Annotated in this window: 11 protein-coding genes; 3 read left to right on the forward strand and 8 right to left on the reverse strand. The window is 72.5% G+C overall.

All coding sequences use genetic code 11. From position 1 onward, the window contains the following. Positions 1-158: 158 nt before the first annotated feature. The 6 genes from VF329_12780 to VF329_12805 form a co-directional block, all read right to left on the reverse strand. Complete coding sequence (locus VF329_12780; GenBank protein ID HEX7081880.1) at positions 159-1,160, reverse strand: rhomboid family intramembrane serine protease; 1,002 nt, start codon at positions 1,158-1,160, stop codon at positions 159-161. 83 nt (positions 1,161-1,243) lie between these two features. Continuing rightward, complete coding sequence (locus tag VF329_12785) at positions 1,244-1,402, reverse strand: hypothetical protein (GenBank protein ID HEX7081881.1); 159 nt, start codon at positions 1,400-1,402, stop codon at positions 1,244-1,246. Between the two features lie 216 nt (positions 1,403-1,618). Further along, positions 1,619-1,897 carry an acyl carrier protein gene (locus tag VF329_12790; protein ID HEX7081882.1) on the reverse strand — a complete coding sequence of 93 codons (279 nt, stop codon included), beginning with the start codon at positions 1,895-1,897 and terminating at the stop codon, positions 1,619-1,621. A gap of 15 nt (positions 1,898-1,912) precedes the next feature. Beyond that, positions 1,913-4,117, reverse strand: a complete 2,205-nt coding sequence (locus VF329_12795) for a peptidase domain-containing ABC transporter (protein ID HEX7081883.1) — start codon at positions 4,115-4,117, stop codon at positions 1,913-1,915. Continuing rightward, positions 4,114-5,445 carry an MFS transporter gene (locus VF329_12800; protein ID HEX7081884.1) on the reverse strand — a complete coding sequence of 444 codons (1,332 nt, stop codon included), beginning with the start codon at positions 5,443-5,445 and terminating at the stop codon, positions 4,114-4,116. Before VF329_12800 ends, VF329_12795 begins: the two co-directional genes overlap by 4 nt. Before the next feature lie 68 nt (positions 5,446-5,513). Continuing rightward, positions 5,514-7,085: an AMP-binding protein gene (locus tag VF329_12805; protein HEX7081885.1), complete on the reverse strand. Its 1,572-nt coding sequence runs from the start codon at positions 7,083-7,085 to the stop codon at positions 5,514-5,516. Between the two features lie 296 nt (positions 7,086-7,381). On the opposite strand from VF329_12805, the gene VF329_12810 reads away from it, so the two are divergent. Beyond that, entirely contained in the window at positions 7,382-8,647 is a 1,266-nt protein-coding gene (locus VF329_12810; GenBank protein HEX7081886.1) for a serine hydrolase domain-containing protein, read from the forward strand. Here VF329_12810 and VF329_12815 read toward each other — a convergent pair. Then, entirely contained in the window at positions 8,589-10,013 is a 1,425-nt protein-coding gene (locus VF329_12815) for a serine hydrolase domain-containing protein (protein HEX7081887.1), read from the reverse strand. The genes VF329_12810 and VF329_12815 overlap by 59 nt on opposite strands. 174 nt (positions 10,014-10,187) lie before the next feature. Here VF329_12815 and VF329_12820 point away from each other — a divergent pair, with 174 nt between their 5' ends. After that, positions 10,188-11,450: an HlyD family efflux transporter periplasmic adaptor subunit gene (locus tag VF329_12820; protein HEX7081888.1), complete on the forward strand. Its 1,263-nt coding sequence runs from the start codon at positions 10,188-10,190 to the stop codon at positions 11,448-11,450. Here the strand turns inward: VF329_12820 and VF329_12825 are convergent. Further along, positions 11,447-12,358, reverse strand: a complete 912-nt coding sequence (locus VF329_12825; GenBank protein HEX7081889.1) for a hypothetical protein — start codon at positions 12,356-12,358, stop codon at positions 11,447-11,449. The two genes, VF329_12820 and VF329_12825, sit on opposite strands and share 4 nt — an antisense overlap. Before the next feature lie 43 nt (positions 12,359-12,401). Here VF329_12825 and VF329_12830 point away from each other — a divergent pair, with 43 nt between their 5' ends. Then, complete coding sequence (locus tag VF329_12830) at positions 12,402-12,575, forward strand: DUF1674 domain-containing protein (protein HEX7081890.1); 174 nt, start codon at positions 12,402-12,404, stop codon at positions 12,573-12,575. The last annotated feature ends 5 nt before the right edge of the window (positions 12,576-12,580 follow it).

A 12,580-nucleotide genomic window follows, 5' to 3' on the forward strand; every position in this document is an offset into this window, starting at 1 on the left:
GCCGTCTGCCGCCAGGACGGCGGCAGACGAGCCCCCAAGGATGGGTTCACGGCGTGCCTCGGAAAGCGGTGCACCGCCCCACGTCCCTCGCGCATTCGCTGCGAGTAAAGTGCGAGTAGGGAGGAAGGCGGAAGGTTGAAGCGCCCCTGCGGCGGCAGCTAGGAGGTGCGAGGCCGGGGCGGCAGCGCGGCGCCCCATACGAGCCCGCACAGGAGCCCCGCGCAATGCCCGACGTTGCTCGAGTTCGGATTGCCGAGCCATGCGATCAGCACGTTCAGCACGGCGAATGCAAAGGCCGTGACGGCGAAGCGCATCGGAAACGCGTGCGGTTCGCGCGCCGCCGCGCCGGCGCACCAGCCGTAGAGCGCGAAGATGCCGGCGGAGACGCCGAGATAAGCGTCGAATCCAAGCGGCTCGGAAAGGGCGAGGACCGTGAGCGCGCCCGCTGTGGACCCGGCGAGAAAGACGCCGACGACGGCGGCGCCGAGCAACGGACCGGCGATGGCGCCGCCGAGGACGAGCATCACGAAGTTCATGAACCAGTGATCGAGCCCCGAGTGCAGGAACGGCCCGACGACCAGGCGCCAAATCTCGCCTTCGCGGATCCGCTCGAAGACCGTGCCGTACTCGAGGACCAGCGCCTCGTGGCCTGCTTTGCGCTCTCCATAGAGCTGAAGCGCGCCCGCCGCAATCATCACCGCGCTCCAGCCGAGCACGTGCACACGCGCCTTTTCGGTGATCCAGAGCACGAACAACGCGCGTTCGCGCAGCGCTTCGAGGCGCTTGAGGACCAGGTGATAGTCGGCCGCCGCGAATGCCGCGACGGCGAGCGCCATGCCGGCCGCGCGCAGCGGCTGCGCCCCGGCGCCGAAATACGCGGACATCGCGAACACGCAGGCGAGCACCGCGAGCACAGCGATCGCCCAGAGCTGCTTCCGCAAGAGTCCCCGGCGCGCCGGATCGCGCAACTCGGGGATCTCGAGCACCGGAAGGAATCTGCCGCCGCCGGGCCGCGCGATCAACAGCGGGTCGAGCGGATGCCACTTGGCGACAGCCGCGTCGACTTCGCGCTTGCCGACGATGATCCGGCCGCCGCCGCGACGTGCCTGCCACTCGTCGCCGGCGGCCCGCGGCAGCCTTTCGAGATCCCGCCAGCTCACACCGCCCGCCGCTGGATGCGGCGGGCGGCATGGCTCTTCCGATGAGCCATGCCGCCGGCCGCCGGCGTCGTTGCGACGAGTGCTCAACACCACGCATAATAGAGGAGAGCGAGGGCGCCGACGCCGATGACCAACGGCGTGGGCGACATCGCCATCAGCGCAACCGTTATCGCGGCCGCGTCGGGCTCGCTGAGCTTGCCTCCGGAAACCGCATGAAGCTCGGACATCGTCAAATCGCGCATTTGTAACCCTCCGTGGTTGTCGACGGACCGAAGGAAGCCGCCTCCGCGCCGCCGTCGCCGGGGCAGCCCGCCGACACGTTGCTCGCGGCGCCTCGTCGAAGACCGGCGAGCGCCGCTCCGCCGCAAGCGGCGAGCAACGCGCCGATCGGCAGCGTCGATTAAACCGTTCCGGCCGCCTCCGGCGCAGCGCCTCTTTCCGGCGGCTTCGCGTGGAAATCAGCGCGGCTTTCCGGTGCCGGGCGAGCGCCCTGCGATGCGCGACACGGCCGCGACCAGCTCGCCGGCGTTTCGCGCACCGAGGACCTCGAGCGTGTCGTCGTCCGTGAGGGCCAGGTCGAGCGCGGCCTCGAGCTCCGCGAGCATCGACACGAGCGTGAGCGAGTCGAGCCCCAGATCGGACAGCACGGTGGCCCTGTCGATGTCGCTCGGATCCGCGCGGGCGGCGGCCGCGAGCGTGCCGAGCACGTGCCGTTCGAGCGTCTCGGGATCCGGCAAGGGGGCTCCCGCGGGTCAGCAGCCCGTCGACGCGAGCACCGCGAGCGCCGCGTCGTCGAGCGCGCCGTCCGCCGGCCGGGCGGAAGGCCGCGCGGCCGGGCGTACGCGCGTCTGCCTGACGATTCGGCCCCGATCGAGCACGACGATCCGGTCCGCGGTCGCGGCGGTGTGCGGCCGATGCGCGACGATGATCCGCGTCATGGCGAGCGCGCCGATCGACGCCCCGACGAGACGCTCGCGTCTCACGTCGAGATGACTGGTCGCTTCGTCGAGAACGAGGATCGCCGGCCGCTTGTAGAGCGCGCGGGCGAGGAGCACGCGCTGCTGCTGGCCGCCCGACAGCACCTGCCCCATGTAGCCGACGAACGTGTTGTAGCCCATCGGCAGCGCGGCGATCTCGTCGTGAATCGAAGCGAGCCGGGCGCACTCCTCGACGCGGCGCTGATCCGGTTGGGTGTCGAAGAAGCTGATGTTGTCTGCGATCGAGCCGGCGAAGAGCATGTCGTTCTGCATTACGCTGCCGATCAGGTGGCGGACCGCATCGGGGCCGGTGCGGTGCACGTTCACGCCCGCGATCCGCACCTCCCCGCCGGTGGGCGTGAGGATGCCGAGGATCAAGTGCAGGAGCGTGCTCTTGCCGCAGCCCGACGGCCCGACGATCACGACCGCCTCGCCGGCCTCGACGTCGAGCTCGACGCCGTCGAGCACGGGCGGCTCGTGCTCGGCGTACCGGAAGCGCAGCCCCCGGATCTCGACGCGTGCGCCGCGCGCATCGAGATCGGAAAGCAGCAGCCGGCCGCGTCCGTCCGTACGCTCCGTCGGCGTGAGCAGGATGTCGGCCAGCCGCTCCCCCTGCACGCGAAGCATCTTGAGCTCGACGCCCTTGTCGATCAGGGCGCCGACGCGGGACGCGAGCTGCTGCCGGTATGACAGGAAGGCCATCAGCATGCCGACCGAGAACCGGCCGTCAAGCACGAGATTCGCGCCGAGCCACACCACGAGCACATGCTCGACGCCGAACGACAATCCGTTCGCGAGCCGGTGGAGGATCTGGAGCCTTTGCGCGCGCAGCCCCGCGTTCAGCTGGTCGACGAGCAGCGCGATCCACGCGGCGCGGCGCTCCTCTCGGCGCTGAAAGAGCTTGATCGAGCGGATGCCGCGCGCCGTCTCGAGAAAGTGGCTCTCCTGCTTCGCCGCATGCACGATCTGCTCCTCGACGGCGGCGCGCAGCGGCCGAATCCAGAGCGCACGCAACGACGCGTAGAGCGCAATCGCGCCGACGCTCACGCACGCGAGCCGCGGGCTGTAGAGGAAGACGACGACGAGCACGACGATCGTCGTCAGACCGTCGACGACCGCCTCGACGAACGCCGTGGTGAGCGTCCGCTGGATCGCGTCGATGGAGCGGAAGCGCGAGACGATGTCGCCGAGATGGCGCTTCTCGAAATACGGCAGCGGCAGCTCGAGCAGATGCCCGAAAGCATTCGCCTGCCATTGCAGATCGAGCAATGCGCCGAGGTGCATGATGACCCAGGCGCGGAACGCCGTTACGGCGTGCTGGAGGATCACGAGCAACCCGAATCCGAGCGCGAGCGTCGCCAGCATGTCCCTCGCGCCCGACGGCAGCGCATGGTCGACGACCCACTGGACGAACAGCGGCCCGACGGCGACGAATACTTCGATCGCGGCGGCGAGCAGGAAGATCTGGCCGAGCGACCGGCGCAGCCCCGTGACGCTGCCGATCAGCTCGCGCAGCCTCACGCGCGCGCGCTCGTCGCGCCGCTCGAAAGCGGGCGTCGGCCAGAGCTCGAGCGCGACACCGGTGAATGCGCGCGACGCCTCCGCGGCGGAGAGCCTGCGCGCGCCCCGCGCGGGGTCGTGCACGACGATCCCCCTGCGGTCTGCCCGGCGCAGCACGACGAAATGATCCATGTCGAAGTGAAGGATGCACGGAGTCGCGAGACGCGGGATCTCGCCGAGCTCGGCGCGCACCGCGCGCGCGGCGAAGCCGAGACGGTGAGCCACGTCGATCAGCGCGGCGAGCGTCGTGCCCTTCAGAGAGACCGGATGGCTGCGCCGCAGCGACGCGACGTCGATGCGGCGGCCGTGATAGCTCGCGACCATCGCGAGGCACGCGAGGCCGCACTCCGCCGCTTCGGTCTGCAGCAGCACCGGCAGCTTCGGGAGCCACCCGAGACGCAACAGCTCCGTCGCGCTCATCGCACGCACGGCGCGGCCGGCTGGCAGCTCGCAGCGTCCGGGCGAAGGCCGCGGGCGCTCGCGAGATCCTCGCGTAACGTTCGTGCCGCGAGCACGAAGTGCACGACCGCCCAGACGGCGCTCGCCGCGACGACGCCGAGGAGGGCGAAGCGCAGCGCCGCGTGACCGAAGCGCGGGCCGAGCGCGTCGCTTACAATGCCGACGGCGACGGGCCCGACGCCCATCGAGACGAGGTTCACGAGCAGCAGATAGATCGCGGCGGCGACGGCGCGCCGGGATACGCCGGCGAGCCCCTGGACCATGGCCGTGACGGGGCCCAGGAACATGTGGCCTGCCGCGGTCCCCGCGAGCAGCGACGAGACGGCGAGGGCGCGGCTTTCCGCGAGATAGAGCACGCATGCGCACGGCACGGTCGCCGCGACGGCCGCGGCCGACCCCCAGGCGTACCACCGCTCGTCGCCAGTGCGCCGGGAGGTTCGATCGGCAAGCCACCCGCCGGCGAGCACGCCGACGCCTCCGCCCACGCCGTACGCGAGCGCCATCCAGGCGCCCGCTTCGGCGGCCCCGACGCCGTGCACGCGGACGAAATAGGCGGGCAGCCAGACCGCGGCCGCGAACGCTCCGATCCCGTATGCAGCGCCGGCGACCGGCAGATGGCGCAGCGAGCGGCGGCTCGCGAGGTCGCGCAGCGCGGCCGAAAGCGCCGGCGCTTCCGCCCGCGGTACGAACGGATCCGCGGCGCCGCGCGGCGGCTCGCGCAGCGTGAGGCGCAACACGAGCGCGAGCAGCACGCCGGGGACGCCGACGATCACGAACGCGAGGCGCCATCCGACCGTCTCGTCGAGCCAGCCGCCGAGGAGGAAGCCCGCGACGAACCCGAGCGGAATGTGCAGATAGAAGACGCCGAGCGCGAAGCCGCGCCGCTCCGGCGGGAAGTAGTCCGAGATCAACGACTGCGACGGCGGGGAGCCGCCGGCCTCGCCCAACCCGACGCCGACGCGCGCGAGGAACAACGCCGAGAAGCTGCTCGCCGCGCCGCAAAGCGCCGTCATCACGCTCCAGAGCCCGAGCGCGAGCGCGAGCAACGCGCTCCGGTTCGCGCGGTCCGCGACCCACGCGATCGGCAGGCCCGCGATCGAGTAGAGCACGCCGAAGGCGGCGCCGCCGAGCAAGCCCAGCTCGGTGTCGGAAAAGCCGAGGTCGAGCTTGATGGACTCGAGCAGCACCGCGAGCACGTTGCGGTCCATCCATCCGGCGACGCCGGCCGCGACGAGTAGCGCCAGCACGAAGCCGCGATAAGCGGCCGAAGCGCTCGGCGCCGCCAGCACGCCGGCGCCTCGACGCCACCTCGGGCCGGAAACGGCCGAGCCCGCGGACGCGTGCCGTGCCGGTGCGCTCAACGGGGGGCCTCCGGCGCCTCCCGGCGGAGGGCCTCCGGCGCCTCGCGAAGCAGCCGCCGGTACAGCTTGCCGTTCGGATCGCGCGGGATCGCGTGCGTGTATTCGATGCGCTTCGGCAGCTTCATCGGCGACAGCCGCGCGCGGAGAAACCGCAGGAGCGCCAACGTGAGCTCGCGCCCCGGCACGACGCCCGGCATCGGCTGGACGAACGCCTTCGGCACCTCGCCGAGCAGCGCATGGGGCACGCCGACGACGGCGCAGTCGGCGACGGCGGGATGCCGGATCAGCACGTGCTCGATCTCGGCGGGATAGATGTTCATTCCAGACGACAGGATGAGATCCGCCCGCCGGCCGCAAAGGAACAGATACCCGCGCTCATCGAGATAGCCGACGTCGCCGACCGTGACGAAGTCGCCGCGATAGCTCGCCCGCGTTCTCTCCGGATCGCCCTTGTAGGCGAAGCGGTCGCCGGTAAAAGGCTTGAGGTAGACGCGGCCGGGCTCGCCCGGCGGCAACGCGCGCCCCGCATCGTCGACGATCTCGACCGCCGACCCCGGAATCGGCCGCCCGACGGTGCCCGGCCCCGCGAGCCACTCGGCCGCGCTCGCGATCGTGCCTTGAGCTTCCGCCGCACCGTAGGACTCCGAGATCACGGGGCCCCACCATTCGAGCATCTCGCGCTTGACGTCGGCCGGGCACGGCGCGCCGCCGTGGATGACCAAGCGCAACGAAGCCGTGGAGTAGCGGCGCTTGATCTCGGGCGCGAGCTTCAGCAAGCGCACGAACATCGCCGGCACCATGAAGCTCGTGGTCACGCGATGGCGGTCGATCAGCGCAAGCAGCGTCTTCGGCTGCCACCCGTCGGCCAGCACGACACGGTGGCCCATCCGCAGCGCCGTGATCGCGCCGTCGAGCGGCGCCGAGTGGTAGAGCATCGACGCGCAGAGATGCACGTTGCCTTCGCCCGGCTGGATGCCGAGCGAGCGATGCCAGGCGATCGTCTTCGCGACGGCCGCGTCGGCGTTCTCGAGCGGCAGGAGCACGCCCTTCGGCCGGCCGGTTGTCGCGGACGTGTAGGCCATGACGCGCCCCTTCGGGCCGTCGATCGGACGCGGTGCGCATGCGGCCGCGAGCTCGCGCAGCGCCGCGAACCCGGGCGCGGAACCGATGCAGATCGCGAGGCGATCCGCCGCGAGCCGCCGCAGCGCCGCGAGCCGGACTCGGCCGAGCCGCGCGTGCGCGACGACGGCCTTCGCCTGAGAGTCCTCGAGCACGTACGCGATCTCGCCGTCGGCGAGGTGCCAGTTGATCGGGACGACGTAGAGCCCGGCCTCGATCGCGGCCAGATAGACGGCCAGGTACTCGGCGCAGTTCGGGGCGACGATCGCGACCGCGTCGCCGACGGAAAGCCCGGCCCCGCGCAATGCGCGAGCCGTGCTGTAGACGAGGCCCGCGAGGCGCCCGTAGGACCAGCGCGGGCCGCGCGCCTCGACGACGGCGACGGCGTGCGGGTCGCGCTGCGCGAAATGTCGGAAGCCGATCTCGCTCATGTGCCTTCCCTGGCTCATGTGCCTTCTCGCGGACGCGGGGGCGCCGCGATCGCCGGCCGCGACGCCGTTCGCGGCGCGCAATCCGGCCCGGCCGCGGCGCGGCCCTCCGGGCCGCGGCGCGACGACGCAGTAGAGCGCGCGCCGGCGCGCTTTCGCGAGGCGCATACCTCGACGATTCGGGCAATTTCGCGAGCCGCGCACGCCGATCCTCGAAATCCTCGCGAGATTGACGCGTCGCGATCGCGGGCCGCGAGCGACGAAGATCGAGGACGAAGATCGGGCGGCGATCCCCGGTCGGCAGAGAGGCTCGATTCGTGACGGCAGATGCGCTCGCAGAGCTTGCGGATCCGAGCGCCTTGCGCGAGTGGCTCGCCGCGGGGCTCGACGTCGGATGCGGCGAACGCGTGATCGTCGGCGTTCGCGCCGGCGGCCGCGTCGCAATCGCAGCGGCGGGCGAGCAAGGCGTGACGGATACGGCGTGCGATGCGCCGATGCCGATCGGCTGTCTCGCGAAGCTCTTCACGGCGGCGCTCGTGATGCAGGCTCGCGCGGCGGGCCGGCTCGGGCTCGACGATCCCGTCGCGGAGCGCCTTCCGTCCGGCGCCGGTATCGAGCTGCGCGGGATCACGCTGCGTCATCTGCTCGAGCACACGCACGGTCTCGACGACTCGCTGCTCGAGCGCGCGCCCCGCTGCGAGGACGGGCGCATCGACGCGCGCCGGCTGGTCGCGGCGCTCGCGGCGGCGCCGCGGCTCGCCGCGCCGGGTGAGATCTACAGCTACTCGAACGCCGGCGCGTGGCTGCTCGCCGCGGTCCTCGAGACGGCCGCCGGCCTGGCGTACGCGCGGCTGTTGCACGACGAGCTGCTCGCGCCGCTCGGCGTCGCGGCCGGGGTCCGCTGCTCGGCATCGGGCGGCGGCGAGATCTGCCCGGCCGTCGGCGGCGCGCTCGCCGTGCGGGTCCGCGGCCTGCTCGAGCTCGTCGGCGCTCACGCTCCTTGCGATGGCGACGCCGGCGCGGGCACGCCGCTGCCCGGGTGGCACCCGCTCGAGCGCGGCTGCCGTCTCGGATGGAAGGTGCACGCGCCGGGGTGGCTCGGGCATCAGTCCGCGTGGCCGAACGCGTCGGCGCTCGTGCGCGTGCATCCGCGCGCCGGCGTGGCGCTCGCCGTTTGCTCGACCGGGCCTGCGGCGGCGGTCGTCGCGGCACGCGTCCTCGGCGCCCGGCTGCCCGAGCTTGCGGCGCTGCGCGTCCCACGGCTGCTCGACGTCGGCTCGGCCGAAGCTTCGGCCGCGAAGAGAGGCGAGGGGCTCTACCGAACCGCGCGATACGCCGTTTCCGTCGCCGCGGGCGCCGGCGGCGGCCTGGTGCTACGCACGGCCGCGCGCACCGGCGGCCGGTACCGTCCTGCGGCGCGCGCATCGCTGTGCCCGGCCGAGCACGGCGTCTGCTTCACGCGGCCGGCGCTCGCCGAGTTCCCGTACGTGCAGCTCGTCTCGCCTTGCGCGGCCGGATACCGATTCATTTGGAACGGACGCTTCGTTCTGCCGCGGCGCGAGGATTCGGCGCGACGCGCTTGAACGCGTGCAGGCCGACCATCAGCCCCGCTTCCTCGCTTTCCGGCGCGCCGAAGAAGCCGAGCGAAAGCTGCGGCATCGGCGAGCGAAGGACGAGCCCGCGCCCTTCTCCGGCGTCCGCGAGCTCGGCCGTCACGGCCGGACCGGCCGCGCCGGATCGGATCGAGACGCGGAGCCGGCCGTCGCCGAACGCCGCGCTCGCCCACGCTCGGCCGGGCCCGAGATAGACGCCCTGAAGCCGCTCGAGCTCGAGCTCGACCGGCGGCGGCTCGGCGGCGCTCGCCGCTTCGCCGGTCAACGCGGCCGACGCCGCACCGAGCGCGAAGTCGCGCAAGTGCGGCGCGACCGCGTTGACTCCGACGGCGACGACGACGGGCGGCTCGACGTGAAGGCGCAAGCCGATGCACTGCCCGTGCGTGAGGCCGTTGTGCCCGTGCTGCCCGCCGCGCCATGCGGCCGCGCCGAGACCGAATGCGATCGGCAAGAGCTCGCGAAGCGGACCGCCGAGCGCCGGCGGAAGCCGCACGACGGGGCGCAGCAGCCGCGGGCGCACGGCAGCGGAGACGCCGGCGGCCGACCGCACGCCGAGAAGCGCTTCGCCGACCGTCGCGAGGTCGGCCGGGGACAGCGTGTAATTCGAGAAGGCCGGATGCCACAGCTCCGACATCGCCGTCATCGGCCCGAGGGGCGCGTAGCCGTTCGCGGCCGCGTCGAATGCGTGCCGGCCCGCGTCGTGCGGATCGTTGCCTGCATCCTCGATGCGCCCGGGCTCGATGCCGAGCGGACCCATCAGCTCCCGGCGGATCACCGCGAGACACGGCCGGCCGGCGACCCGCTCGAGGATTCGCCCGAGCAGCACCGACTCGGTGTGCTCGTAGCTGAAGACCGTGCCCGGCGCGAAGAAGCGCGGCGCGGCGCGCAAGTACGCGACGAGGCCGTCCCACGTGAGCGCCCGCGCCTGCGGAGCGAAGAGATCCGCGCCGCGGTAGCCGGAGGTGTGCGAGAGGAGATGCGACACGCGGACCGCGCGGCCGTGAGGCGTGCCGCGCAGCTCCGGCAGATACTCGCCGATCGGCGCGTCGAGATCGACCTCGCCGCGATCGACGCGCGCGAGCGTGACGGCCGCCGCGAGCAGCTTGGCGGTGCAGCCCAGATGAAAGCGGTGCTGCGGGGTGAGCGGCGCGGCTTCGCCCGCCCGGCATGTTCCGGCGCTCGCCTCGATGCGTGCGCCGCCGACGCTCGCCGCGAGCGCGACGCCCGGCACGCCGGTCTCGCGAACGAAGTGCTCGAGAAAAGATTGCAGGCGACCGCGGGCGGACGGCAGCGAAGCTGCCCGCCCTGCCGCGCCGAAGGGATTTTCGTGCTGCATTTCGCGGCTCATTTCACGGCCCCGCCGGGTCTGCCGCAGCAGCCGTTTCCGCGCGATTCGCTCCGAATCGCGCAGCCGCCTCCGGAGACCGAAATCCGGCGACAGCCGCCGGAAACGGCCCGATCGTGACGGCGCTTCGCCGCGCTACGCTTGCGCTCCGCAAGGAGAGCAACCGTGTCGTCGATCCCGCTGTTCAGGCCGGCCGCGGTGGCCGCGAGCCGCGCGAAGGTCGCCGGAGACATCGTGCTCGTCACGCCGGTCTCGTTCGGCCTGCTCGGCGCGGGCGCGCTCGCCGTCGCGGCCGCGATCGTCGCGTTTCTGGTTCTCGGCGCCTACACGCGGCACGAGACGCTGCGCGGTCAGCTGCTGCCGGAAGGCGGCGTCGTCGACGTGCGGGCGCCGCAGCTCGGCACGATCATCGCGAAGCACGTCGCGGAGGGCGATGCCGTCGCACGAGGCGATCCGCTCTACGTCGTCTCGAGCGAGCGGCAGAGCAGCGCGCTCGGCGCGACGCACGAGCGGATCGGCCGCGAGCTCGAGGCGCGGCGCGAGAGCCTCGCGTCGCAGATACGCGAAACGCGGCGGCTCGAGCAAGCGGAGCACGTGTCGCTCGCGGCACAGCGAACCGCGCTCGACGAGGAGCTCCTTGGGCTCCGAGCAATGATCGAGGATCAGCGTGCGCGCGTCGCGCTCGCGGACGAGGCGACCGAGCGCTACGAGCGTCTCGGCGCGCAGGGGTTCGTGCCGACCGAGCAGACCGTCGCGAAGCGCGAGCACGCGCTCGAGCAGCGCGCGCGGCTCGCGAGCCTCGAGCGCGAGCTTGGTGCCGCCGAGCGGCAGCGCACGGATCTCGAGGCTCGCCTCGAGAGGTTGCCGCTCGAGTATCGGAACCGGATCGCCGAGCTCGAGCGTGCGATCTCGAGCCTCGATCTCGAGATCGCCGAGAACGAGGCCCGCCGCGAGCTCACCGTGGTCGCGCCGGCGTCAGGAGTAGCCGCTGCCGTCACTGGGGAGGTCGGGCAGGTCGTCGACGCCGGCCGCGTGCTGCTCTCGATTCTGCCTCGCGGCGCGGCCCTCGAAGCGCACCTCTACGCGCCGAGCCGCGCGGTCGGGTTCGTCGACCCCGGGGACGAGGTGCTGCTGCGCTTTCCGGCCTACCCGTATCAGAAGTTCGGGCACCAAGCGGGCACCGTGCGCTCGGTCTCGCGAACGGCGCTCGCCGCCGCCGAGCGGCCGCTCGGGCCGGGCTCGGGACGGAGCGGAGAGCCGGTGTACCGCGTGGTCGTCGCGCTTCACGCGCAGTCGGTCGAGGCGTACGGCGAGCCCCGGCCGCTGCGCGCCGGCATGCTGGTCGAGGCCGACGTCAGGCTCGAGACGCGGCGTCTTTACGAATGGGTGCTCGAGCCGCTCTACGCGTTCGTGCGAAGGGGCGGCTAAACCGGGCTCGCGCGCTCGTACGGCAACGGCGCCGCCGCGAGCGCCACGCGGTGCTCCGATCCGGCGGAGAGCGGACCGCGGGCGTCGAGCCGGACCACGGCGAGAAGCTCGAGCGTGCCGTCGGCCGCGGCCGCGCGAATCGTCTCGCCGGCCTCGGCGCCCTCCGCATCGACGATCGGCGTGCCCGGCGCCGGCGCAACCGCCGGCGCGGCGCCGACGAAGCGCCGCATCCGCCGCTTCACGTTGCCGAGGTGGTGCAGTCGTGCGACGACCTCCTGGCCCGGGTAGCAGCCCTTGTCGAAAGCGACTGCATCGAGGCGGTCGAGGTTCAGCATCTGCGGCACGTAACGCTCGGCGACGGCCGCGCCGACTCGCGGCAGGCCGAGACGGATCTCGGCGAGCTCGGCCTGCTCGGCGGATCCGCGAGCGAAGCCCTCGCCGGCGCGCTCGAGCCGATCCTCGGGGCCGACGACATAAACCAGGTCCGGGCCGATTCGCAGCCACGTGAGCTCGGCATCCGTGACCGCCGCGCCGGGCTCCGCGCCGAGGCGCACGCCGCGGGCCTCGAGCCGCTCGCCGGCATCGCCGACGACGGCGGCCGCGGCGAGCGACTCGTCGGGCACGAGCTCGACCTTGGATCGCAGCACGAACATTCGCAGCCGCGCGAGCACGGCATCGACACCGTCGCGCTCGGCGAGCAGCACGAGGCGGTCGTCGCGCCGGAGCATGCGAAAGAGCGCGCGCACGCGCCCGCGTGCGTCGTTCCATGCGGCGAAGGTGAAGCGTCCGCCGTCGCGAGGCGGCGGATTCTGCGTGAGCTGCCTGCGCAGGAAGTCGTCGGCGTCGGCGCCTTTCGCGTCGACGCAGATCGTCCACGGAACTCGACAGTACAGCGGGAGCAGAGACATCGGCCGGGATGCCAATCGGCGCGGTTTCTGGCACACTGTAACGATGACCCGTGGACGCGAACAAGAGCCCTCCGCGCCGCAACCCGCGGCGACGCCCGATGAGCCGGTCGCCGGCGAAGGGGCGGCCGAATCTCCCCGCGAGATCGGCGGACCGAAAGGGCCCGAGCCGACACGCTACGGCGACTGGGAGCGCGCCGGCCGCTGCATCGACTTTTGATTCGG

It is taken from the genome of Gammaproteobacteria bacterium (genome assembly GCA_036381015.1).
In the GTDB taxonomy this organism is placed as follows: domain Bacteria; phylum Pseudomonadota; class Gammaproteobacteria; order Steroidobacterales; family Rariloculaceae; genus ZC4RG20.

Bases quoted from the DNA above. Each gene is read 5' to 3' on its own strand.
- VF329_12815 (HEX7081887.1), bottom strand. From the start codon at position 10,013: ATGCAGCACGAAAATCCCTTCGGCGCGGCAGGGCGGGCAGCTTCGCTG.
- VF329_12825 (HEX7081889.1), bottom strand. From the start codon at position 12,358: ATGTCTCTGCTCCCGCTGTACTGTCGAGTTCCGTGGACGATCTGCGTC.
- VF329_12805 (HEX7081885.1), bottom strand. From the start codon at position 7,085: ATGAGCCAGGGAAGGCACATGAGCGAGATCGGCTTCCGACATTTCGCG.
- VF329_12795 (HEX7081883.1), bottom strand. From the start codon at position 4,117: ATGAGCGCGACGGAGCTGTTGCGTCTCGGGTGGCTCCCGAAGCTGCCG.
- VF329_12830 (HEX7081890.1), top strand. From the start codon at position 12,402: ATGACCCGTGGACGCGAACAAGAGCCCTCCGCGCCGCAACCCGCGGCG.
- VF329_12785 (HEX7081881.1), bottom strand. From the start codon at position 1,402: ATGCGCGATTTGACGATGTCCGAGCTTCATGCGGTTTCCGGAGGCAAG.